The organism is Klebsiella pneumoniae subsp. pneumoniae HS11286, from assembly GCF_000240185.1.
Taxonomy (GTDB): domain Bacteria; phylum Pseudomonadota; class Gammaproteobacteria; order Enterobacterales; family Enterobacteriaceae; genus Klebsiella; species Klebsiella pneumoniae.
In genome coordinates, this window is record NC_016845.1 from 2,991,503 (window position 1) to 3,013,517 (window position 22,015).

Genomic DNA, 22,015 nt, shown 5'->3' on the forward strand with positions numbered 1-22,015 from the left:
CGGCGGCTGATGTGAGACCGTCATGAGAAATTTCATCCTGAGGCGCCTGCTGCAAACGCTGCCGATGCTGCTGCTGGCCTCCTTCATTATTTTTTTGCTGTTTGCCAAAACCCCCGGCGACTTTATCGATGGCAATATCACCCTGACCGCTGCCCGCGCCGCGGAGCTAAAGGCGATCTACGGCCTCGACCAGCCGCTATTGACCCGCTACCTCCACTGGCTGGGACAGTTGCTGCGCGGTGATTTAGGCTTTTCGCTTCAGTATCAGATCCCGGTCAGCCAGTTGCTCAACCAGTACATCTGGAACTCTTTTCTGCTGGCCAGCGTCGCGCTGGTCTTTTACTGGGGCATCGGCCTGGCGGTCGGCGTGGTTTCTGCCCTGCGACCCGGCTCCTGGTTTGATCATCTGGTGAGCGTCGCGGTGTTTGCCGCCATGTCGTTCCCCACCTTTTTCCTCTGCCTGCTGCTGATTAAATGGTTCGCCGTCGATCTCCACTGGCTGCCGGTAGGCGGGATGACCAATACCGGCAGCGACGAGAGCGGCTGGCAGTATGTGCTGCAGGTGGCTGCCCATCTGGCGCTGCCGGTGCTGGCGCTGGTGATGCTGCAGGCGGGCAGCCTGACGCGCTATGTGCGCGCCAGTATGCTCGACGTGGTGAAAATGGATTTTATCCGTACCGCCCGTGCCAAGGGGTTGCAGGAGCGCACGGTGATCCTCAAACATGCCCTGCGCAACGCCCTGCTGCCGATTATCACCCTGCTGGGCTTCGAGCTGCCGGGGCTATTCTCCGGGGCGATCATTACCGAAAAGGTATTCAACTGGCCGGGGGCGGGCCACATTCATATCGACTCGCTGGCCGCCCGCGACTATCCGGTACTGATGGGGTTTACCCTGTTTCTGGCGGTGCTGACGATCGTCGGGAATCTGCTCGCCGACGTGCTGTACGCCTGGGCCGATCCGCGTATTCGGGTGAGGTCATGATGATCCTGTCTTACTTAGCTTCCCGTCGCCGCCAGCGGCAGGCGGCTATCCCGGCGCTGGCGCACATTACCCCCTCTCCCTGGCGCCAGGGGTGGCGACAGCTGCGCCGTAACCGGCTGGCCATGTTCTGCTTGATCCTGCTGGCGGTGATGGCGGTGTGGTGCGTGCTGGGGCCCGTCTGGTCGCCGTGGAGTGATGATGCCACCGACGCCCTGAGCATCAACCAGCCGCCCGGGGCGGAACACTGGCTGGGGACCGATTTCCTCGGTCGCGATGTCTACACCCGCCTGCTGCTGGCCGGGCGCATCTCGCTGATTATCGGCCTGCTGACCATGGTGATGTCGGTGTGCCTCGGCTACCTGCTCGGCGCCCTCTCGGGTTACGTCGGCGGGTTAACCGACAAACTGATCATGCGCGTGGCCGACCTGGTGATGACTATCCCCGGGTTACCGCTATTGATCGTCGCCGGGGCGATGCTTTCTGAGCTCGATTTTTCGCCGGACTCGCGCATTTATATGGTGGTGGTGATGCTCAGCCTGCTGGAGTGGCCCCGACTGGCGCGGCTGGTGCGCGGGCAATGTCTCTCCCTGCGCGAACGCGATTTTATGCTGGCCACCCAGGTGCTGGGACTGTCGGCGCGTCGCCGGCTGTTTGGCCACCTGCTGCCGAATACCATTCCGATTCTGGTGGTGATGGCGACCATGGCCGTCGCCAACGCCATTCTCAGTGAATCCGCGCTGAGCTATCTCGGCCTCGGCGTGGTGCCGCCGACGCCGTCGTGGGGCAATATGATGGATGCCGCTAACAGTCTGATCGATTTCCAGCGTCGCCCCTGGCTGTGGATGCCGCCGGGCATCGCCATCTTTATCACCGTGATCGCCATCAACGTGCTGGGCGATGGCCTGCGCGATGCCATGGATCCCAATATGAAACCGAGGCTGAAATGACCACGCCGTTAGTCTCCTTTGATCATCTTTCCGTCTCTTTCGCCGGCGAACGCTCTCGCGTGCGCGCGGTGCAGGAGGTCTCTTTCACCATTCAGGCCGGGCAAACCGTTGGCGTGGTGGGTGAATCCGGCTGCGGCAAAAGCGTCACCGCCATGGCGCTGATGGGCCTCCTGCCGCCGCAGACGGCGCGCATCGACGGCGGCGAGATCCGCTTCGCGGACCGCGATCTGCTGCGGCTGAAAGCCAGACAGATGGCCGATCTGCGCGGTCACCAGCTGGCAATGATTTTTCAGGAACCGATGTCGGCCCTCAACCCGGTGTTGACCATCGGGGAGCAGCTATGCGAACCGCCGATCCGCCACCTCGGCGCCACGCCGAAAGCCGCCTGGCATCAGGCCATCCAGCTGTTAAGCGAGGTCGGCCTGGCGCGCGGGGACAGCCTGATGACCCGCTATCCTCACCAGCTTTCCGGCGGCATGCTGCAGCGGGTGATGATCGCCATGGCGCTGAGCTGTCGGCCCAAACTGCTGATCGCCGACGAACCCACCACCGCTCTCGACGTGACCGTGCAGACGCAGATCCTACGCTTGCTGCGGGATCGGGCCCGGGCCAGCCAGATGGCGATGATGCTGATTACCCACGACCTGGGGGTGATCGCGCAGATGGCCGAGCAGGTGGTGGTGATGTATGCCGGACGAATTGTGGAACAAGGCGCCACCGCGGAAGTGCTACGGCATCCTCAGCATCCCTACACGCGGGGGCTGATCGCCTCCCGACCGGTGCCCGGTGAGCGGCGTCGGCGGCTGTACTCAATTCCCGGCCAGGTGCCGGATCTGGCCGCCCTGCCGGCGGGCTGCGCCTTTGCCGGGCGCTGCGAGCGGGCGACGGCGCGCTGCCGGGAGGCGATTCCGCCGCTGCTCGGCGACCGCCAACGTGCTGCCTGCTTTTATAGCGAATTTGCGGAGGTGACAGCATGAGCGAACGCTATGTCATTGAAGTGGATGGATTGAAAAAATATTTTCCGCTGCGCGACGGCCTGTTTGGTCAGCAGACCGGCGAGCTTCGCGCGGTGGGCGGCGTCAGCTTTAATATCCGTCCGGGCACCATTTTTGGCCTGGTGGGCGAGTCCGGCAGCGGTAAAACCACCGTCGGCCGGACCCTGCTTGGCCTGTACGAGAAGAGCGCCGGCAGCGTGAAATTTCACGGTCAGGAGCTGGCCGACCTGACCGCGCCTGCCCTGCGCGCTATCCGGCCCAGGATGCAGCTGGTGTTTCAGGACCCCTATAGCTCGCTGAACCCGCGGCTGCGTATTGGCGAAGCGATTGGCGAAGCCATGCTGGAGCACAAACTGTGCGCCCGCAATGAGCTATATGACCGGGTAATCGACGTGATGAAGATCTGCGGCCTGGCGCCGGAACACTATGCCCGCTTCCCGCATCAGTTTTCCGGCGGCCAGCGTCAGCGGATCGGTATTGCCCGGGCGCTGATCCTCAACCCGGATTTTATCGTCGCCGATGAACCCATCTCGGCCCTTGATGTGTCGATTCAGGCGCAGATCATCAATTTGTTTTCCGACCTGCGCGACAACCGCGGCGTCACGTTTCTGTTTATCTCCCACGACCTCGGGGTGGTGGAGCATTTATGTGACGATGTGGCGGTGATGTATCTCGGGCAACTGGTGGAAAGCGCCAGCCGCGATGCGCTGTTCAGCCGCCCCCTCCATCCCTATACCCGCGCCCTGATGGCTGCGGTGCCGACCCTCGACCCGCACAGCGAACCGCAGGCGCTGGTGCAAGGCGAGATCCCGGATCCGGCCAATCCCCCCGCCGGCTGCCGCTTTTCATCCCGCTGCCCGCTGGCCAGCGAACGTTGCCGCAGAGAGCCTCCGGCGCTGCGCGAGGTGGCCCCGGGCCATCGGGTCGCCTGTCATTGGGTCGCATCCTGAGCGCGGTCAATGGGGTTATTTATTTCTAAACAACCGACCGATTGTGCGCGGCAGCGCCAGGATTTACTATCCGCCCCGTCTTGTGAGACGCGCGATAAATGAAGCGGAACATCTTTGTACTCTTTTGCCCAATGGCTTCGGGCATTTTTTCTCCACGCCCGGGAGCGATCCTCCCGGCAAGATATTTAGCGGGGCGCGGTCGCCCGTCTGTCAAAACGCAGCAATGGAATTGCTCGTCCGCGTCCCGCTACCCTTTTCCCGCCGCTAATTAAATAAGGGCAAAAAAATAAGACAACATGAGATTGCCTGGGGTATAGCTTTATCTTATTTTTTTAAGCGTGTACTCCCTGTTAAGGTATCAACATCATGCTTAAGCGTCGCACTCTCAAAACAGCACTGGCGGCGGTTATTTCCCTTGCCGTCATGGCCGCGCCAGCGTATGCCAACCCGGGTAATGGCAATGGCAACGGCGGTGGTAATCACGGGAACAGTGGTAACCATGGCAATAGCGGCAATCATGGTAACAACGGTAACAGTGGCGACCATGGCAATAAAGGGCAAAATAAAGGCCAGTCCACTGAAGATCACGGCAAACGGAAAAACTACGGCAAGCCCGACCACGTCGACAGCGATATTAGCTTCTCACGGGCGCGCTCCCTTGCCGTGAACTACGGTCTGGTCGGCTATCAGGCGCTGCCGCCGGGTATCGCCAAAAATGTCGCTCGCGGCAAACCGCTCCCTCCGGGGATCGCCAAAAAGACCCTGCCAGCTTCTATGATTAACGACCTGCCCTATTATCCGGGCTATGAATGGCGCGCGGTCGGCGATGATCTGGTGCTGGTGGCCCTGAGCACCGCGATCGTCACCGCCGTGATTAACGGTGTGTTTGACTAAATCACCTGCTTATTGAAAAGCCTCGCCTCGGCGAGGCTTTTTTGTGCCTGATGCCGGTGAGTGACGGCTCACCGGCATAACCAGTATGATAACGATTCAACCAACCCGGGACCGACTATGGACAAAGACACAGTAGTAACGCTGTTGAAATACAAGCGCTGGATTGACCTTGCCACCTTACAGGCGATCCGCGCGATTGACGGAACGGTACATGGCGAAAAGCGTCACCTGACCATCAGGCTGATGAACCATATCCATGTCGTTGATATGATTTTCCGGGCGAACCTGCGCGGCAGGCCGCACGGCTACACCGCGCTGAATACCCCTGAGACGCCAACCGTTGATGAGCTGGAAACGGCCATGACCGCCTGTACGGACGAATACATTCAGTACGTCAGCGCCATGACCCCCGCCGATTTCCACGAACGTATCGCCTTCAAATTTGTCGACGGCGGCGACGGCTATATGACCGCGATGGAGATGCTGAACCACATGCTCTTTCACGGCGCCTATCACCGCGGCGCGGTGGGCTGGATGATTGGCGAATGCGGCGGCGTGCCGCCGAAAGAGGTGCTGACCGTTTTCCTGCGCGACCATCATTCCTGACCGAGCGAAACCATTCGCCGTCGATTACGCGGAGAATCAGCAGGAGCTCTGCCTGATGTCGAGTATGGGTTTTCTGGTACAGGGCGCTAAGGTGGGTTCCGATCGTGGCGATAGATACGCCCAGATGTAAGGCGTCATACCCCGCACCAGCAGCTCCGCCACTGCGTTTTCGGCGGGCTTGACGTTAAACAACTCCATCAAGGCGCTGCCGGTGAGAAACGCCAGTTTCTGCAGCGCCGATTTCCACAAATCAGGATCCAGGGTGGCCATCAGCACCGTTTCCAGAATCTCGATATAAATCCGGTCCGTATCACTCGCCATACCGCCGCCTGTCAGTCACAGTTTCCGTTGCCGGAGCGGCGCATATGGCCGCCCTAATCAGCATAATTCCGTCAGCGAAACAATAACAGTTCCGGTTCGCTGAGCAGACCGGGAAGCGTGACGCCACCGCGCTATCAAGGGGGTTCAGGATCCACTGTCGCGGGTTTGGATAGCGCCCCCCTTCCGGCATAGCGTCAGCCAGATCATCAGGGCGCACAGCAGGGTGACGACCGCCAGCCCGCTAAACAGTAGCGTATAAGCAGAGTCATAGCTCTCGCGCAGCACCCGGAGGGAAAAATCAGGCAAAAGCGCAGCCGCCTGCGGCATATTGCCGGCCCCCAGCCAGCCTGCGGCGCGGTGAATCACCTCGGGGGCATACCCGTGAACGCGACTCTGCAGGGTCAGGGTATTGCTTGCCGTTAATACCGCGGAGACGACCGCCAGGGCGATCCCCTCGCCGGCAACGCGTACGGTGTTGAACAGGCCTGCCGCCATACCGGCTTTGGCGACCGGCACAGCGGATATCGCCAGGCCATCCATCAGTCCCCAGGGAAGCGCCGCCCCCGCCCCACAGAGGATCAGCGCCAGCACCAGTTGCGGGAGGTGGTTACTGTGAAAAGCATCGCCCAGCAACAACAACCCGACGGAGGCCATCATCAGTCCCGCCGTGGACACCTGCCCCGGTGAAAACCAGCGGGTGAGCAGGGCCGCAACGGATGGGAAAACCAGCATCGGCGTGGTCAGCGCCATCAGATACAGTGCGCTCTGCGACTCACTCATCCCCTCTCCGCCCATAAAATGCAGTGGAACAATAATCAGTAGGACCACGTAGCAACAGCAGGTGGCGACAGGCAACAACAGTACGCCGACAAAACGCGGATGACGCAGCAGGGAGAGTTCCAGCACCGGGTTGTTCACCCTCCGGCAGCGTACGACAAACGCCACGAACAGCCCCCCCGACGCGATGAGCAAGGCCAGCGTGGTCAGGGATAAAAAACCGCGGGCCGGAATGACCATAAGCGATGCAGTAAACAGCATCAGGGCCAGCGTAAACAGGGTTAAGCCCAGGTTGTCGGGTGTCCGCGGCTCGCTTTTTCTGTCGCAGGCAGAGATACCAGGCCTATAAGCAGAACCCCTGCCGAGAGCAGCGCAAACAGGGCGTATACGCCGCGCCAGCCCACCGCGTCGATCATGAAGCCGATCAGCAGCGGACCGAACGCCAGGCCAATGCCGAACACCGTGCCGAGGATGCTGAATGCCCGCGTCCGCTGGGCGCCATCATACAGCTGGGCCAGCGCCGCACTGCCGCTGGCTAAAATCATCGCCGCGGCCAGGCCCTGCAGCGCCCTCAACACGCCTGACAGGAAGAGATTGTGCGTCAGACAAAACAGCAGGCTGCTCAGGCACAACAGCGCGGCGCCGGCGATAAAAATACGTTTTCTGTCGATGGCATCCGCCGTCACCCCTGCGGCCAGCAAAAAGCTGCCGAAAGTCAGCATAAAGCCATTGGTCAGCCACGACAGCGCAGCGGGAGAGCCGCCCAGCGACTGCTGTATCGCGGGGGTGGTCATGACACCGCCGGTAAAACTTAACGGCAGCAGCAAGGCCGCCATAAAGACAGAAAGCGCGGCCAGGGCGCTGGCGTATCGGGAAGGTGTTCTGGCGGGGAGTAACATCGGGCGGCCCTCATCAGTCGGCAAGAAAGAATAAACTGTCGCCATCCTATTGCGGATGTTCTTGCCGATAAATAGACTGAAAATATCTTCTTAAGAGACATAAGGTTTATAATCGATGGACAGCCTCACCTCGCTGACGTCCTTTGTCCGCACCGCCGAAACGCTAAGCTTTGTTCAGGCCGCCAGGCTGCTGGGCATATCTGCCTCGGCGGTGGGTAAGAATGTCGCCCGGCTTGAGCATAAACTGGGGGTCCGGCTGTTCAACCGCAGCACCAGAAACGTCAGCCTGACGGCGGAGGGGGCCGCATTTCTGACCCGCTGTCAGAGTATCCTGGAGCAGATCCAGGAGGCCGAGTCAGAGCTGACCAGCAGTCTCTCACAGCCCACCGGCAAACTGAGGATTTCACTGCCCGTCATTGGCTACCGCCTGTTGCTCCCCGCCCTCACCGCCTTTAGCCGTCTTTATCCGCAGGTTGAACTGGATCTCGACTTTAGCGACCGGCTGGTCAATCTGATCGATGAGGGAGTTGATGTCGCTATCCGCAGCGGTGAATTAGCGGACTCCCGCTTGATCGCCAGAAAGCTGGGAGGTTTTCGTTTTGTGCTCTGCGCCAGTCCGACCTATCTGGCGGAATACGGCGTTCCCGGCTCACCAGCGGAATTGGCGGCACACAAGTGCATTTTTTTCCGCTTCCCCGCGACGGGGCTGATCCAGCCCTGGGAACTGCGCGGTATGCGACTGACGGGAGATTTCAGGGCCGCTGCCGTGATGACGGTCAATAACATTGAGGCCGCCATTCGCTTAAGCGTGGCGGGGATGGGCATCGCTTATGTGCCTGATTTTGTCGTGCGCGAGGCAATGGATGAGGGACAACTGCAGGAGGTGTTGCCCGGCTGTTGCGTCAAGGATGGGCATTTCTCGGTCCTGTGGCCCGCCAGCCGCTATCTGTCACCGCGAATACGCTGTTTTATCGATTTTATGGCTGCGGCAGAGATACCCTTGTCACCCGCATCGGCACCCCCACCCCTTGTATCTAACAATTTGAGGTGATTAGCTACCCCCACTGAAGCAGAGTGTGCCGCCCCCTTCCCTTTAGGTCAGAAAAGTCTGCACCGCTGAATCCTGATCTGCAGCGTATGGCCCTCCGCTTCACCTTTCATACCAGCTCATCTGGGTGAACGGTTAGTGGGTTTGAGGTTTACTCAACCACTACAACGACTTTGCCAACCTGTCCATTTGCTTCCATATAGCGCTGTGCATCCGCAATATCCTCAAGCGGAAATGTTTTATCAATGACAGGTTTCAGTTTGCCGGAACGTAACCCTTCGGTGACGAAGGATTTTGCGCGTGCCATTTTTTCAGGGTCCGTCGTAATTTCAAACAGCTCATATCCACGCAGCGTGAGATGCTTACCGAGAATATCAAAGACAGGCACAAGAAGGTCGCGGCTGTCTAGCGCGCCGTACTGGAAGAACATCCCTTGCGGTGCCATCACCTGGGTCAGTTTTGCCACGTCCGGCCCACCGACAGGATCAAAAACAATATGGGCGCCCATGCCATCTGTCGCATGATTGATTTCCGCAACCATATCCTGCTCAGCGCTAGCGATAACAGTGGCGGCACCCGCTTTAAGAAGCATGTCTCTTTTTTCGGCAGTTCGGGTAAGCGCAATGGGTTTAGCACCCAGCATGTTAGCAATCTGTATGGCAGCCAGTCCTACGCTGCTTGATGCTGCGCGGATCACAACATTCTGCCCAGCCTGAAGGTTGCCATATTCAACCAGCGCGCCATATGCAGTGACATACATCATCCAACTTGCAGCGGCTTCCTCAAAGGAAAGATTTTCAGGATGCTTCACAACAGCGTGCACAGGTGCATTGACCAGTTCGCCGTACATGCCGTATTCATTAAACATAAACGAAGGGATTACGCTGACCAGATCGCCAGTGGTAAACGCCTCAACATTCTCACCTACGGCCTGCACAACGCCAGCCGCTTCATAACCAAGACGTGCCGGAAATTCCGGCTCAATAACATATTGGCCGTTGCGGTACATGATTTCTGCACGATTAAGACCGATAGCCTGCACGCGAATCTGAACTTCACCCGCTGCTGGTGCGGGCACCTCCATATCGACAATTTCCAAAACTTCCGGACCACCGGTGCGGTTAAAGGTAACAACTTTAGACATATTCAGCTCTCGTCAGTTATCAGCACATCTTTCGAATATTGTTGAAGACATGCCCGGTTTATTTACTGACAATCTACGCTGCTATAAACGTACCAAAAATAGCTGACAGGGAACTTCAGTATTAATTATCTGTTAACAATCCATTGGTTTCAGCGGTTCTGCATGGTCAGAACTTCACTGAACCAGTCGATAAAGACCCGTACTTTGGGCGAAAGGTAGTGCCTGTCCGGATACAGCACCGACACAGGCTTAGACACAGAAGGGTATTGCGTCAGAATCTCTTCAAGAGCGCCGGAAGCAATATGTGGAGCAAGGGCGTTAAAGGTGGCCTGGATTATGCCGAGGCCCGCCAGTCCACAGGAGAGCAGAATATCTGAATTATCAACCAGCATGCTGCCTACGGGACGCAACGAAACAATCTTCCCGTCCTTAGTAAATTTCCATTCCATCACATCACGACTGTGGTCGCTGAAAAAGTTTATTGCCCGATGCTGATCCAGATCCGCAAGTGTTTCCGGTCGTCCATATTGTTGCAAGTAAGACGGGGCTGCACAGGTGACCATCCTGATGTCACCAAGACGTCTGGAAATAAAACTCGAATCCTGAAGCTCACCCAGGCGGACAAGACAGTCCACACCTTCACTAATGAGATCGGTTTTTTTGTCCGATGAAACCAATATGACATCAATGTCAGGATACAGTGACTGGAAATGTTTGAGATTAGGGATCAGTATGGCGTGAGCCAGCGCCAGCGGGACATCAATCCTGAGCCGCCCCCGAGGTGGAAGGGTAGGTGAAAAGCTCGCCATCATGTCATTAACTTCAGACAATACAAGCCTGGCACGATGATAAAACGCCTCCCCTTCAGCCGTAACGCTCAACTTACGGGTAGTGCGATGGATGAGTTTTACGCCGAGGTCGTCCTCTATCTGCTGTATCGCTTTGCTCACGGTGGGACGATGAATCTGCAGAATGTCAGCGGCCCTTGTAAAGCTGCCCTGCTCAACAACCTGTACGAAAATATTAAGGTATTCAATCATGTTTGAATGCACGTGATCACCTGGCTTTAGTTAGGCTGTTCGTAGCTGGTATTGTAAAGTAAACAATTCCGATGGGCATCAAACTAAGGACTTGATGGCTTTCAAAATGTGCGCTCCTGGCTCGAAGCGGGCGTACTGGGTGAGTTTAAAGTCCGCTGTGAGCGAAGAGCGGATATTCAGACCGACTGATAGCTGATTTTGAGTTGCCAAAAAGAGCGCTCCTATTCAGTACAAAAAAGATGGTAATGTTTCATAAAATCTCTTAGACCTTGCAGGAATGGTTTTGAAATGAATGGATCTTGTTTGTGTGGAACAATTGAATTTGAACTTACTCATAAACCAGCAGTGTTTTATCGTTGTCATTGCTCGCTTTGCAGAAAGCAGAGCGGTGTGGGTTACAATCTCGCCACACTAGTCAAAGACAGTGAGTTTCGCTGGATTAAAGGGGAAAACTGCATTGCTTCATGGTCTAAGCCAACGGGGTACCGTACAGATTTTTGCAATGTATGTGGCTCAACTGTGCCTAACAGTCTGCGAGACGTACCTTATGTCTGGGTTCCTGTTGGTTTAATTGACGAACGTCTTGAAATGGAATGTGCAGGAGACTTCTGCACTGATGATGCAATGCCCTGGGATGAAACCCGCTCACCTAGTTGTCACGCTGGACCTGTCGAGTCGCTAGCCTCGCTTTTAAAGTACCTGAAACTCAATTCCTGAGCGTCAGCATTTGGCACAAAGCAGACGTTAAAACCTACAGCATCGGAAAGCTTCTGAATGCCGCGTCAGCGGCATGGAGGCGCCAGATAAGGTTACATGTGTCTGTGGAGTCAAATGGCGCCGAAAGCCCGGCGTAGCCGGTTACCAGCCTATAAATTCTGCCTCCGCCCTGCCCTGGTTAGCCTGAACCCACTAACAGCAATCAAGAAAGTTAAGGTAATCCCTTTAACCCCGGAGCGCTGGCTTTACGGCGTTTACGACATAAAGGGCGTGATTTCGAGGTCCTTAGTCGAGGTAGCTTGCTGCTGACGCTTAGGGGATATTCTTCAGTTATTTCAACGACACCAGGGAACTTAACACGGTAGCTGAAAAGCTCAGCGCCGGATATCCTGCCGCCCGGCCAGCGAAAGCCGGCGGCAGGTATACCTCTCAAGGCAGCATCTTACCCTTTGGCAAAATTGGCCTGGATCCGCTGCTGCAGATAATCCTCGGCGCTGATGGGCGGGTACTTCCTCTGCGGCCCGAGGATCTCGACATCTTTATTGGCCTGGCAAAAAAACGCCAGGCTGTAGCGCGGCCCCTGATATTCATGGGGCAGCGGGTTTCTCACCCGGTGGAAGTTAGACGGCAGCTGGTCGTCGCTCCAGCGCATCAGCATATCGCCGATATTGCAGGTGATCACCTCCTCCCGCGGCTCAATGCTGGTCCACTGCTGGCTTTCGCGGTCTTTACCGGGACAAACCTGCAGGCCGCCCTGGCCGGGGCGCTGGAACAGCAGCGTCAGACAGTCAAAATCGGTGTGCGCGCCGGCCCGCCACATCCCCTGCTGCGACTGCTCGGTCGCATAGTAATGCAGCATGCGCAAGGTGCTCTGGTAGGTGTCACGCTGCGGATCGTGCGCGGTGGTGAAAAACGATTCCGGAAAACCAAGCTTCAAAGCAAAGCAGGAGAGGATCTTCATCCCCAGCTGCCAGCACTGCGATTCAAACCCGAGCATCGTCTGCTTGAATGCTGGAAACTCCCGATCGCTGGGCCAGCGCCCGGCCATCAGCGGCCGGGTGATCTGATACGACTCTTTTTGATCCGGCGTGCGGGTCGATGGCCGGACCTGCGCTTTGCTCTCCCAGCCGGCGTTGCCGGCCAGCGGATACTGGCGCTTCACCTCGTCGGGCAGGTCGAAAAACGCCTCGGTCATGCTGAACGCCTGGCGGATATCCGCCAGCGGAATACCGTGATGGCTGACCTGGAAGAAGCCAATCTCCACCGCCGCCTCCCACAGTTGTTCGGCAATGTCATTTTTTCTTGTGGCAAAGTTCGACAGGTCGATACAGCGCACTTCGCGGGCGAAGGTCTCTTCGCCCTGGGCGCCCATCAGCGCCTCTTTTTCCAGTTCCTGTAAGGCGTAGCGTTGATTCTGGGTGGTCGAGGTCATCGTCATTATCCTGTTATCAGTTACACAGCGGCGCGCTGTTGGAGGGTACGGACGGCCGCCAGCGCGTCGTGACGCATCGCGTCAAGGTCGAGACCGGGAATGGCGTCGTCTTCCACGATGGGGCGGCCATTGAGCAGTAGCGCCTTCAGCGCGGCGCGCCCACCGCAGGCCACCGGCCCAATGGCCATATCGTGCAGGCCGAAGTAGCGCGGATCGTCCAGCCGGTAAATGGCAAGGTCCGCCTGCATCCCGACCTGCAGGGTGCCGCTCTGCGCTAAGCCGAGGATCTGCGCCCCGCCGGCGCTGCCCCAGCGCACCACATCCTCCACCGTGGCCGCATCGGCCCCCCCTCGAAGGCGCCCCCGGCCGTAGCGCGGCTGCGCCAGCATCCCCTTGCGCGCGCGCTGTAGCAGCCATGCGGCATGGGCTTCGCTTTGCATATCCGCCGCTTCATTGGAGGCAGCGCCGTCCACCCCCAGCGAGACCGGGACCCCGGCCTGCTCCAGCGCCAGCAGATCGGCGATGCCGCTGCCCAGCCGGCCGTTGCTTTGCGGGCAGTGGGCGATGCCGGTTCCGGTGCGGCCCAGCAGGGCAATCTCCTCCGGCAGCAGCTTCACCAGATGGGCAAACCACACGTCATTTCCCAGCCAGTCGTGTTCCGCGCAGAATTGAACCGGCGTCATGGCGAATTTCTGCCGCGCGGCGTCGAGATAATCGACGGTTTCCGATAAATGGCTGTGCAACCGGATCCCCAGCTGGCGGGCCAGCTTCGCCATCTCCCGCAGCTGGGCGCCCGGCGCGGAGTGCAGGACGGTAGTGGGCGCCATCACCACCCGGCGCAGAGAATCGGGCCGGGGGTCGTGATAGCGGCTGACCAGCCGTTCGATATCCGCCATATAGCCGTCGAAGGTTTCCGGACGCAGCGCCACCGGCAGATCCTGCTCCACCGCCCGGCCCTGGGTCGCCCCACCCCGGCACAGAACGATGCGCATCCCCAGCGCTTCCCCTTCGCTGAAGACAATCTCCGAGGTATCGAAAGGCATATCCGGCCAGTACAGGTAGTTGTGATCCGCCACGCTGGCGCAGCTCGAGCGCAGAAGCTCCACCAGGCCGATGCGCACCGCCAGACGAAAGGTATGTTCATCGAAAGCCGCGCGAAAGCGGTACGGCGTAGCGCTCAGCCAGGCCGTCAGGCTCTGGTTCAGCCCCTGCGGCTCGCCCTTCAGCAGCGACTGAAAAAGATGGTGGTGCGTGTTCACCCATGCCGGATAGATCACGCAGTCGCGGGCATCGATCTGTCGCTCTTCCGGCAGCGGCGTCAGGCTGCCGATGGCGGCAATCTTGCCGTCGCGGATGCGAATATCCGGCCCGGCCAGCCGCGCCGCCTCTCCGGGCAGACCGCTGAGGATGGCATGGGCATTTTTAATCATTAATGACATGGCGTCGCTCCTCAGGGTTTAACCTGCATGGCCTGAACAAATTCGGTGGTGTAGGCCTGTTTCCAGTCGGTGGCCGCCGCCAGCAGACCGGCGCTGACCATAAAGTCGCGGGTCTTCTGCCAGCGCGCGTCGGTCATCGTCCCCCAGCCCTGGCTGGCGGCATCCCCGCCGTCGATCAGGTGATGCTCACGGATCTGGGTCACGCCCCAGGCGAGCAGATCGTCGGTCATTTTCGGGTTGTCCTGCTTAATCAGCGCATTTCCCGGCGCCGGATCCTTGAGATAGCTCACCCAGCCCTCCATTGAGGCGCGGACGAACTTCGCCATCGCCGCTTTACGCTCGGCGATGGTATCCGGGCGGGCGATAAGGATGCCGCCGTAGGGGGGATAGCCGTGTTCGGAAAAGAGGAAGAAGTTCGCCTTCACCCCGGCCTTCTGCACCTGGAACACCTCGGAGCTGACATAGGCCTGCTGGGCGACAGCGTCATCGACGACAAAGGGTTGAATATTGAAGGTATAGGGGCGAACCTGCGCGTCGCTCAGCTGGTATTGCGCCTTCAGCCACGGCCACCACGTCGCCTGACCGGAGCTGGAGACCAGCAGGGTTTTGTCTTTCAGCCCCTGCAGGGAGGTGACATCGGCATGGGTCAGCAGCCCCTGGGGATCGTACTGAAAGGGCGCGGCAATGGCCTTTGCCTGGAAGCCGCGCTGAATGCCTTCCAGCAGCTGCAGGTCGTAACCGATGATCACATCGGCCCGCTTCGACAACAGCAACTGCATGCCGTTGACCTGCGGTCCACCGGAGCGGATCTCGACGTCGAGACCATATTTTTTGTACAGCCCGGTGGCCTGAGCCTGATAATAACCCCCCTGCTCCGCCTGGGCGTACCAGGAGGTCAGCAGAACGATTTTCTCCTCGGCCTGAACGGCCAGCGAGACACCGCCGAGGGCCATCAGGCCCAGCCAGCGTATGCCCCGGGGAAGGCGTGCGCCTGTTTTCATATCCCTCTCCTCTTTACGCCGGGAGGGGGAGCGAGCGAATGTGGCTCAGCCTCCCATCCCGGTCAACATTGAACCGCGACATGGTGACTGAGCAATGTCCCGTATGGATAACCCGTACTGACCGCTTCTACTCACACTCAGCTATACAAAAACAATGCCAGATTTAAACGCCTGCGAGCGGCCGCGAGAAATCGCCTGCGCCGCCGCCCTTGGGCATGCAACCTTTGATTCACGCACACCAAAAACGCACCATAATGGTGCGTTAATGAATGATTTTAGTGCCTGCCTGGTCGCTCACAGCTGACTGAAGAGCATCTCCAGCTGGTTCAACATCATCGAGGCGGCAAGGGAAAGCTGGCGGGCGGGCGAGACGCACAGCGCCAGGGTGAAAGGCTTAAGCTGCGGATCGGTTAGCGGCACAAACGCCAGCTGGCCGGACTCAATCTCATCGAGAATATCCAGCCGGCACAGGATGCCGATGCCCATCTGCTCTTTGATCAGGGTGCGGATCATGTGAATGTTATTCGATACCGCCACCTCCTTTACCTCGTTGCCGCTGATGTTCACCAGCGCCTCCACCGGCTCGCTGATCATCAATGGGGCGGACGGCAGGATAAAGGGGTAGTCGAGGCACTGACTAAAGCGCACCGCGCTGCGGCTGGCCAGCGGATGGCCGGTGGGCACCACAATCCCCATATTCATCTCGGCAAACGCCCGGACCTGCAGTTCACGAGAGGTCTGGGGATTGAGCATGATCCCGAAATCCGCCTCGCCGGAGATCAGCGCCTGCTGGATGTGGATATTGTTGATGGTGGTCAATGTAAAAGAGATGTTGGGATAATGTTTATGCACCTCTTTGAGCATCGTCGAAAAGAAATGCCGGTTAATGGCATCGATGGTGGCGATGCGCACATGCCCCCGCCGCAACCCGCGCAGATCGTCCAGCTGCTCGCAGACCCGGGTAAAGTCCTTTTTCCAGTTATTGGCCGCGTGCAGGAGCAGCTCCCCGGCGGCGGTCAGCCTCAGCCCGGTGGGATGGCGCTCGAAGAGCGGCATCGCCAGTTCCTGTTCCACGCGCAAAATCTGACGATCGATGGAAGACGCCGACACATGCAGCGCCTCTGACGCTTTACGAAACGATCCCTGACGGGCCACTTCAGTGAAATAGAGCAGAAATCGGGAGAAGGCAAACATGGTTTGGGTGCTCTCTTTTTTGCAACGGGTTGTGCGAATCAAAGCTCTGGACGCAACAGTTTTATCACAATACCGTAGCATTCATAGCGGAGAAACGATCGTTTCACCCATTTTCTTGCACGCCGGACAGTTCACCGCGAAGGGGAGTTATCTCTTCGCCGCCCCTGGCCGCCCTGCAGACAGCGGAATGAGGGAGAGTAAACGGTAATGCACAGCCACGATCTTATTTCGGTCTCGGTCGGGGAAATACGCCCCAACGGAGAGGGAAATCTATCATTAATATTGCAGGCGGCGGCCGGGGAAATATTACCGACCTACTCTGCCGGGGCGCATATCGATATTATTATCCCCGGCATTGGCCCCCGGCAGTATTCCCTGTGCGGCATGCCTGACCGCGGCAATGGCTATGAAGTTTGCATCAGGCTGACTGACACCTCCACCGGCGGCTCACGCTATTTGCACCAGCAGCTCAAAGCCGGCGATCGGCTCGCCATTTCGCCTCCGCGCAACCATTTTCCCCTGCCGGAGGCCGGGCGCTACCTGCTGTTTGCCGGCGGTATCGGCATCACGCCGTTGCTGGCGATGGCCGAAGCGATTGCCGCCAGAAAGGGGGGGCTGGAGCTGCATTATTATGTCGCCAGCGCGCGCCAGACGGCCTTCTCCCCGCGCCTGACCCAGCTGGCTGCGGGCGGCACGGTGGCGATCCACTGTAGCGAGGAAGGCGCGTCGTTTCGCCAGCGGATCCCCGCCTGCTTAACCACGCCCGATCCTGATACCGCAGTGGTCGCCTGCGGCCCGGAGGGTTTTATTCAGCGACTGCAGTCGGTCATGGAGGAATATCGCTGGTCGCCGTCGCAATTCGTTTTCGAGCGTTTTACTCCCGCGACGGAAAATAATACTGCAGCGAAAAATGCGTTTTATATTGAGCTGGCCTCCAGCGGGCAGCGCCTGCAGGTCGCCGCGGATCAAACCATTGCTCAGGTATTACAGCACGCCGGGGTGGAGGTAATGCTCTCCTGCGAACAGGGAATGTGCGGGTCGTGTATTACCGGGGTCCTCGACGGGATCCCCGAACACCGGGACAGCGTGCTGACGGCGGAAGAGAAAGCCGGCAACGACCAGATCACGCTCTGCTGTTCGCGGGCGAAATCGCCGGGTCTGGTTTTGGATCTGTGAGGAGACTGACGATGACGCTCCCCTCCTCTTGTGCGCCGCTCACCGGTATCAGCCGCGCCCGACTCCCGGCCTGGGTGCTGCCCGACGGCTGGCCGACGCAGGCCAACGGTGAACCGCTGCTGGCGGACCTGGCCTTTCGCGACGGCCGGATCGCCGCATTGACCCCAACCGACCAGCCGACTCCCGGCCTGTGGGACCTGGCGGGAGCCCTGACGCTCCCCGGCCTGGTGGAACCCCATGCCCATCTGGACAAGACATTCACCATTGAACGCTGCCGTCCGGCGCAGGCCGGGCTGCTGGCGGCAATCCACGCCATGCACGAGGATCGCCGACACTGGACCAGGGCGGATATTCAACGTCGGGCGTCCGCCGCGCTGGCCCGGGCGGCAGCGAATGGCGTGACCCATTTGCGCAGCCATGTCGACTGGTTTACCGCCGACGCGCCGGACGCCTGGCAGGAGATCGCCCGCCTCGATACCGTCGGCATCACCCTGGAGCGGGTGGCGCTGATCCCGCTGCCCTTGTTTCGCGAGCTGGCGCAAGCGGAGGCCATCGCCCGGACGGTCGCCAACAGCGGAGAGCGCTGCCTGCTGGGCGGCTTCATCCACTCCTCCAACTGGGACGCCGCCGCCATGGAAAATCTGCTGTGCAGCGCAGCCCGCTGGGATCTGGATCTGGATTTGCATATCGATGAGGAGCTCAGCGAAGTGTCTCAGGGGCTGACCTGGCTGGCGGATCATCTCTCCCGCCACCCTTTTCCCGGACATATCTGCTGCAGCCACGGCTGCGCGCTGGCCGCCGGCAGCGACGAACAGGCGGCGCCGATCCTGCGCCAGCTGGCGGCGCACGGCGTCACCCTTATCGCTCTGCCGATGACCAACCTGCTGCTGCAGGATGCGACGTTCGGCCGCACGCCGCGCCAGCGGGGGATCACTCTGCTGCACGAGGCGCAGGCCGCCGGCGTGGCCACCCTGCTCGGCTGCGACAACGTGCAGGATGCCTTCTGCCCGGCGGGGAGCTACGACCCGCTGGACACCCTGGCCTGCGGTCTGTTCGGCGCTCAGCTCAGCGACCTGTTCGACCAGCAGTCGCGGCTGATCTGCGATCGCGCGGCGCTAACCGGTTCGCCGGCAGACGCGGCGCCCTTTGCCGTCGGGGCGGCGGCCAGCGTGGTGATTTTCCCGGGTAGCGACCGTTTTACCTGGCCTTTAAACAGCGCCGCCCGTCTGGTGGTTAACCACGGCAGGTTAACCCACCGACGCGTGTGGCAGGAGGAGATGGCACATGAGTCTTGAAGCAGGCGCCGGGGCGCCGCTGGCGCGGTATGCTGCCTGGCGCAGAGCCGGCGATTTTATCTTTCTCTCTGGCATTATTCCGGTCAATCCCCTGACCGGCACCATCGTCAACGGCTTTCAGGATGTGCCTGAGCCGGTGCGGGAGCTGCTGGGGGCGACCGGCGAATTTTCAACCGATGCGAAACAGGGCCCGATCCTCGCCCAGAGCTGGTACGTCCTGGAGAGCATCCGCCGCACCGTGGCGTCCGCGGGAGGGCAAATGAGCGACGTTATCAAACTGGTGCAGTACTTTCGCAACCTTGACCATTTTCCCTATTACAGCCGGGTCAGGAAGCTGTTTTACCCCGACCAGCCGCCCGTTTCCACCGTGGTGCAGGTCAGCGAAATGCTGCCCGACGCCACGGTACTGATTGAAGTCGAAGCGACCGTCTGGTTACCCCCGTCATTTAACTCCGAGGCACCGCGATGATTAACGGTTACATTCCTGCCGCGCGCTTTCTTCCTTTTCTGAGCTGGACGGACGTGGCCGCCCTGCCGGATAAAAGCAATACGGTTATCGTCCTCCCCACCGGGGCGATCGAACAGCACGGCCCGCATTTGCCCTGCTCGGTGGACAGCGTGATATCTTCCGGCGTGGCGGGCCATGCCCTCGCCAGGCTGCCGGCGACGATCCCGGCCTACGCCATTCCGCCAATCGTCTACGGTAAGTCCGAGGAGCATCTGCATTTTCCCGGCACCCTGACCCTTAGCGGCGATACGCTGCTGCATACCCTGCTGGAGATCGCCGAATCTCTCTATCGGGCCGGTTTTCGCAAGCTGCTGATGATCAACGGCCACGGCGGCCAGCCGCAGATCCTGCAGATCGCCTGCCGGGAAATGCGCCTGCGCCACGGGGATTTCATCGCCATCCCCCACGACGTGTTCAACGTGCCCAACTGCGAAAAACAGTTTCTCAGCCCGCATGAACAGCGGATGGCGATGCACGCCGGGCATAGCGAAACGGCGCTGATGCTGGCGCTGGCGCCGGAGTGCGTCCATATGGAACGGGCCGTCGCTAATTTCCCCCCGGAATTCCCCTGCCCAACCCTGTCGAAAGGCCGTCCGGCGGCGGCGTGGGCGTCGTATGACTTTGGCCCCAGCGGGGTGATTGGCGACCCGACCCCGGCGACGCGGGAGCAAGGCGAAGGGCTTCTCGACTCCCTCGCCGCCAGCTGGGCGCAGGCGATCATCGAGATCCACCGCATGGCCTGGGTCGAACGTCGCGAACCGACCTGGGGCAAACAGCACTGGCACGGCTTTGTGCAGTCCCTACCACCTTCTTTCGCTGCTGAATCCAGGGAGCCCTGATGAATACCAGATTGACGCCCGTTTTTACCCTGCTGACCGTGGCCGCCCTCGCGACCTCAGCCTCCTGCTTCGCGGCGGAGAAGTTTACCTTTCTCACCAACTGGTATGCCCAGGCCGAGCACGGCGGGTTTTACCAGGCCCAGGCCACCGGGCTGTATCAACACGCCGGTCTCGATGTCGAAATTAAAATGGGCGGCCCGCAGATCAACGTCATGCAGCTGATGGCGGCCGGTCAGGCGGATTGCACCCTTGGCGACAACGGCCAGGCGCTGGAGACCTGGCAGGCCGGGGTGCACGCGGTGACCGTCGCCACCGTGTTCCAGCACTCGCCGACGGTGTTTATCACCCATGACAAAGTGGAGAACCCGGCGGAACTTAAAGACAAAACCTTCCTGCTCGCCACCGAGGCCTATACCTCCTTCTGGCCGTGGGCGAAAAGCGAGCTGGGTCTGGCTGGCAGCAAAGTGCGCCCCTATACCTTTAACGTTCAGCCGTTCCTCGCCGATAAAAACCTGGTGCAGCAGGGCTACGTGACCTCGGAGCCGTTTTCCGTCGCCAAAGGCGGACAGCCGTTCTATGTCTATCCGCTCAGCGACTGGGGCTACCCGCCCTACGGCAACTCGATTATCTGTATGGCCGACACCATCCGCAAACGTCCGGCGGCGGTGGCGGCCTTCGTCAAAGCCTCCATGGAAGGCTGGAAAAGCTACCTGCGGGATCCCGCCCCCGGCAACAGCCTGATCGGTAAAGCGAATCCGCAGATGGGCGCCGAGCAGATCGCCTTTGGCATTGCCCAGATGAAGCAGTACCAGCTGGTGACCGGCGGCGATGCTAAGTCCGGCGGCATCGGCATCATCACCGAGCCGCGGCTGAAGAAAACCTGGGACATGCTGGTGAAAAACAAACTGATCGACGCCAGCAAGGTGCCGTTTGAGCAGACTTACACCCTGGAGATGGTCAAAGACGCCGGAGTGATGCCATGAATACCGCCCCGAAACTGACCGTGATGAGCGATACCCGCTTTATACCCGCCGCTGCCACCCCGGCCATCGAGGTGCTGTCGGCGGAGAAAATCTACAGCAACGGCACCCGGGCGCTGCTGCCCGTCAACCTGACCATCAATCAGGGGGAGTTTATTACCCTGCTCGGCCCGTCCGGCTGCGGTAAAAGCACCCTGCTGAAGATGGTCGCCGGCCTGGTGGAGCCCAGCGACGGCAAGCTGATGCTGTGGCGGCGCGACAGTCGGGAAAAGGCCCAGCATCCGCTGTCGTTCGTCTTCCAGGAAGCCACCCTGATGCCGTGGAGCAGCGTGCGCAATAACGTCAGGCTGCCGCTGGATCTGGCCGGCGTGCCGCGGGCGGAGGGAAATACCCGGGTGAGTGAAGTCCTTGAGCTGGTGGGCCTCGGCAAGTTCGCCGACGTCCTGCCGCGCGAACTCTCCGGCGGCATGCAAATGCGCGTCTCCATCGCCCGCGGCCTGGTCACCCGACCAAAGCTGCTGCTGATGGATGAGCCCTTCGGCGCGCTGGATGAAATTACGCGTAACAAACTCGACAGCGACCTGCTGCGTCTCTGGCAGGAGCAAAACCTGACGGTAGTGTTCGTCACCCACTCGATCCACGAAGCGGTGTTTCTCTCCCAGCGGGTGATCATGATGGCGGCCCGTCCCGGACGGGTGGTCGAAGATATCCCCATCCGCGAGCCGTTCCCGCGCAGCGAGGCGTTCCGCGTCAGCCCGGCCTTTTCCCTGTATGCCCGTCAGCTGCAGGACAGTCTGTTGCAGGCCAGCCAGTCCGGTATGGAGTCATAAT

Annotated in this window: 23 protein-coding genes and 1 other annotated feature; of the genes, 14 read left to right on the forward strand and 9 right to left on the reverse strand. The window is 59.8% G+C overall.

The genetic code is table 11. From position 1 onward, the window contains the following. The first annotated feature begins 22 nt into the window (after window positions 1-22). The 6 genes from KPHS_30010 (at window position 23) to KPHS_30060 (ending at window position 5,374) form a co-directional block, all read left to right on the forward strand. On the forward strand, window positions 23-982 hold the full coding sequence (locus KPHS_30010; protein ID YP_005227301.1) for an oligopeptide ABC transport system permease component: 960 nt from the start codon (window positions 23-25) through the stop codon (window positions 980-982). Beyond that, window positions 979-1,929: an oligopeptide ABC transport system permease component gene (locus tag KPHS_30020; RefSeq protein YP_005227302.1), complete on the forward strand. Its 951-nt coding sequence runs from the start codon at window positions 979-981 to the stop codon at window positions 1,927-1,929. Before KPHS_30010 ends, KPHS_30020 begins: the two co-directional genes overlap by 4 nt. Continuing rightward, entirely contained in the window at window positions 1,926-2,906 is a 981-nt protein-coding gene (locus tag KPHS_30030) for a putative ABC transport system ATP-binding protein (RefSeq protein YP_005227303.1), read from the forward strand. Before KPHS_30020 ends, KPHS_30030 begins: the two co-directional genes overlap by 4 nt. Beyond that, on the forward strand, window positions 2,903-3,874 hold the full coding sequence (locus KPHS_30040; RefSeq protein YP_005227304.1) for an oligopeptide ABC transporter ATP-binding protein: 972 nt from the start codon (window positions 2,903-2,905) through the stop codon (window positions 3,872-3,874). Before KPHS_30030 ends, KPHS_30040 begins: the two co-directional genes overlap by 4 nt. Window positions 3,875-4,240: 366 nt before the next feature. After that, window positions 4,241-4,768, forward strand: coding sequence for a membrane protein (locus KPHS_30050; protein YP_005227305.1), 528 nt, complete (start codon window positions 4,241-4,243; stop codon window positions 4,766-4,768). Window positions 4,769-4,885: 117 nt separating this feature from the next. Further along, the gene (locus tag KPHS_30060; RefSeq protein ID YP_005227306.1) at window positions 4,886-5,374 is read left to right on the forward strand and encodes a DinB family protein; all 489 of its coding nucleotides are present in this window, start codon (window positions 4,886-4,888) and stop codon (window positions 5,372-5,374) included. 36 nt (window positions 5,375-5,410) lie between these two features. On the opposite strand, the gene KPHS_30070 is transcribed toward KPHS_30060, so the two are convergent. The 3 genes from KPHS_30070 to KPHS_30090 all read right to left on the reverse strand — a co-directional run bounded on the left by KPHS_30070 (window position 5,411) and on the right by KPHS_30090 (window position 7,371). After that, a complete protein-coding gene (locus KPHS_30070; protein ID YP_005227307.1) occupies window positions 5,411-5,695 on the reverse strand; it encodes a hypothetical protein in 285 nt (94 codons plus the stop codon). Window positions 5,696-5,839: 144 nt separating this feature from the next. Further along, the gene (locus KPHS_30080) at window positions 5,840-6,733 is read right to left on the reverse strand and encodes a putative transport protein (RefSeq protein ID YP_005227308.1); all 894 of its coding nucleotides are present in this window, start codon (window positions 6,731-6,733) and stop codon (window positions 5,840-5,842) included. Next, window positions 5,840-7,371, reverse strand: a sequence feature (potential frameshift: common BLAST hit: gi|152970575|ref|YP_001335684.1| putative transport protein). Its footprint overlaps the gene before it by 894 nt. After that, a complete protein-coding gene (locus tag KPHS_30090; protein YP_005227309.1) occupies window positions 6,754-7,371 on the reverse strand; it encodes a major facilitator superfamily protein in 618 nt (205 codons plus the stop codon). It overlaps the preceding feature by 618 nt. 115 nt (window positions 7,372-7,486) lie before the next feature. Here KPHS_30090 and KPHS_30100 point away from each other — a divergent pair, with 115 nt between their 5' ends. Next, the gene (locus KPHS_30100) at window positions 7,487-8,422 is read left to right on the forward strand and encodes a LysR family transcriptional regulator (RefSeq protein ID YP_005227310.1); all 936 of its coding nucleotides are present in this window, start codon (window positions 7,487-7,489) and stop codon (window positions 8,420-8,422) included. A 148-nt stretch (window positions 8,423-8,570) separates the two neighbouring features. Here KPHS_30100 and KPHS_30110 read toward each other — a convergent pair whose 3' ends face one another. Together KPHS_30110 and KPHS_30130 are read right to left on the reverse strand one after the other, a co-directional pair. Further along, a complete protein-coding gene (locus tag KPHS_30110) occupies window positions 8,571-9,563 on the reverse strand; it encodes a putative NADPH:quinone reductase and related Zn-dependent oxidoreductase (protein ID YP_005227311.1) in 993 nt (330 codons plus the stop codon). A 149-nt stretch (window positions 9,564-9,712) separates the two neighbouring features. Beyond that, window positions 9,713-9,955 carry a LysR family transcriptional regulator gene (locus tag KPHS_30130; protein ID YP_005227312.1) on the reverse strand — a complete coding sequence of 81 codons (243 nt, stop codon included), beginning with the start codon at window positions 9,953-9,955 and terminating at the stop codon, window positions 9,713-9,715. 504 nt (window positions 9,956-10,459) lie between these two features. On the opposite strand from KPHS_30130, the gene KPHS_30120 reads away from it, so the two are divergent. Beyond that, window positions 10,460-10,609: a hypothetical protein gene (locus KPHS_30120; RefSeq protein YP_005227313.1), complete on the forward strand. Its 150-nt coding sequence runs from the start codon at window positions 10,460-10,462 to the stop codon at window positions 10,607-10,609. A gap of 1,153 nt (window positions 10,610-11,762) precedes the next feature. On the opposite strand, the gene KPHS_30140 is transcribed toward KPHS_30120, so the two are convergent. The 4 genes from KPHS_30140 to KPHS_30170 all read right to left on the reverse strand — a co-directional run bounded on the left by KPHS_30140 (window position 11,763) and on the right by KPHS_30170 (window position 16,386). After that, window positions 11,763-12,752, reverse strand: coding sequence for a 2OG-Fe(II) oxygenase superfamily dioxygenase (locus KPHS_30140; RefSeq protein YP_005227314.1), 990 nt, complete (start codon window positions 12,750-12,752; stop codon window positions 11,763-11,765). A gap of 20 nt (window positions 12,753-12,772) precedes the next feature. Further along, on the reverse strand, window positions 12,773-14,191 hold the full coding sequence (locus KPHS_30150) for an amidohydrolase (protein YP_005227315.1): 1,419 nt from the start codon (window positions 14,189-14,191) through the stop codon (window positions 12,773-12,775). An 11-nt stretch (window positions 14,192-14,202) separates the two neighbouring features. Further along, window positions 14,203-15,192, reverse strand: a complete 990-nt coding sequence (locus tag KPHS_30160; RefSeq protein YP_005227316.1) for an ABC transport system periplasmic binding component-related protein — start codon at window positions 15,190-15,192, stop codon at window positions 14,203-14,205. A 294-nt stretch (window positions 15,193-15,486) separates the two neighbouring features. Further along, window positions 15,487-16,386, reverse strand: coding sequence for a LysR family transcriptional regulator (locus tag KPHS_30170; protein YP_005227317.1), 900 nt, complete (start codon window positions 16,384-16,386; stop codon window positions 15,487-15,489). Window positions 16,387-16,593: 207 nt separating this feature from the next. Between KPHS_30170 and KPHS_30180 the strand changes: the two genes are divergently transcribed. The 6 genes from KPHS_30180 to KPHS_30230 are packed head-to-tail and all read left to right on the forward strand — an operon-like array spanning window position 16,594 to window position 22,014. After that, complete coding sequence (locus tag KPHS_30180; RefSeq protein YP_005227318.1) at window positions 16,594-17,562, forward strand: ferredoxin; 969 nt, start codon at window positions 16,594-16,596, stop codon at window positions 17,560-17,562. Between the two features lie 11 nt (window positions 17,563-17,573). After that, window positions 17,574-18,857 carry a putative cytosine deaminase gene (locus tag KPHS_30190; protein ID YP_005227319.1) on the forward strand — a complete coding sequence of 428 codons (1,284 nt, stop codon included), beginning with the start codon at window positions 17,574-17,576 and terminating at the stop codon, window positions 18,855-18,857. Continuing rightward, window positions 18,847-19,326: a putative endoribonuclease gene (locus tag KPHS_30200; protein YP_005227320.1), complete on the forward strand. Its 480-nt coding sequence runs from the start codon at window positions 18,847-18,849 to the stop codon at window positions 19,324-19,326. The genes KPHS_30190 and KPHS_30200 overlap by 11 nt, the downstream gene beginning before the upstream one ends. Next, window positions 19,323-20,204, forward strand: coding sequence for a putative creatininase (locus KPHS_30210; protein YP_005227321.1), 882 nt, complete (start codon window positions 19,323-19,325; stop codon window positions 20,202-20,204). Before KPHS_30200 ends, KPHS_30210 begins: the two co-directional genes overlap by 4 nt. Beyond that, window positions 20,204-21,187, forward strand: a complete 984-nt coding sequence (locus tag KPHS_30220) for an ABC transporter substrate-binding protein (protein YP_005227322.1) — start codon at window positions 20,204-20,206, stop codon at window positions 21,185-21,187. Before KPHS_30210 ends, KPHS_30220 begins: the two co-directional genes overlap by 1 nt. Next, the gene (locus KPHS_30230; RefSeq protein ID YP_005227323.1) at window positions 21,184-22,014 is read left to right on the forward strand and encodes an ABC transporter ATP-binding protein; all 831 of its coding nucleotides are present in this window, start codon (window positions 21,184-21,186) and stop codon (window positions 22,012-22,014) included. The genes KPHS_30220 and KPHS_30230 overlap by 4 nt, the downstream gene beginning before the upstream one ends. The last annotated feature ends 1 nt before the right edge of the window (window position 22,015 follow it).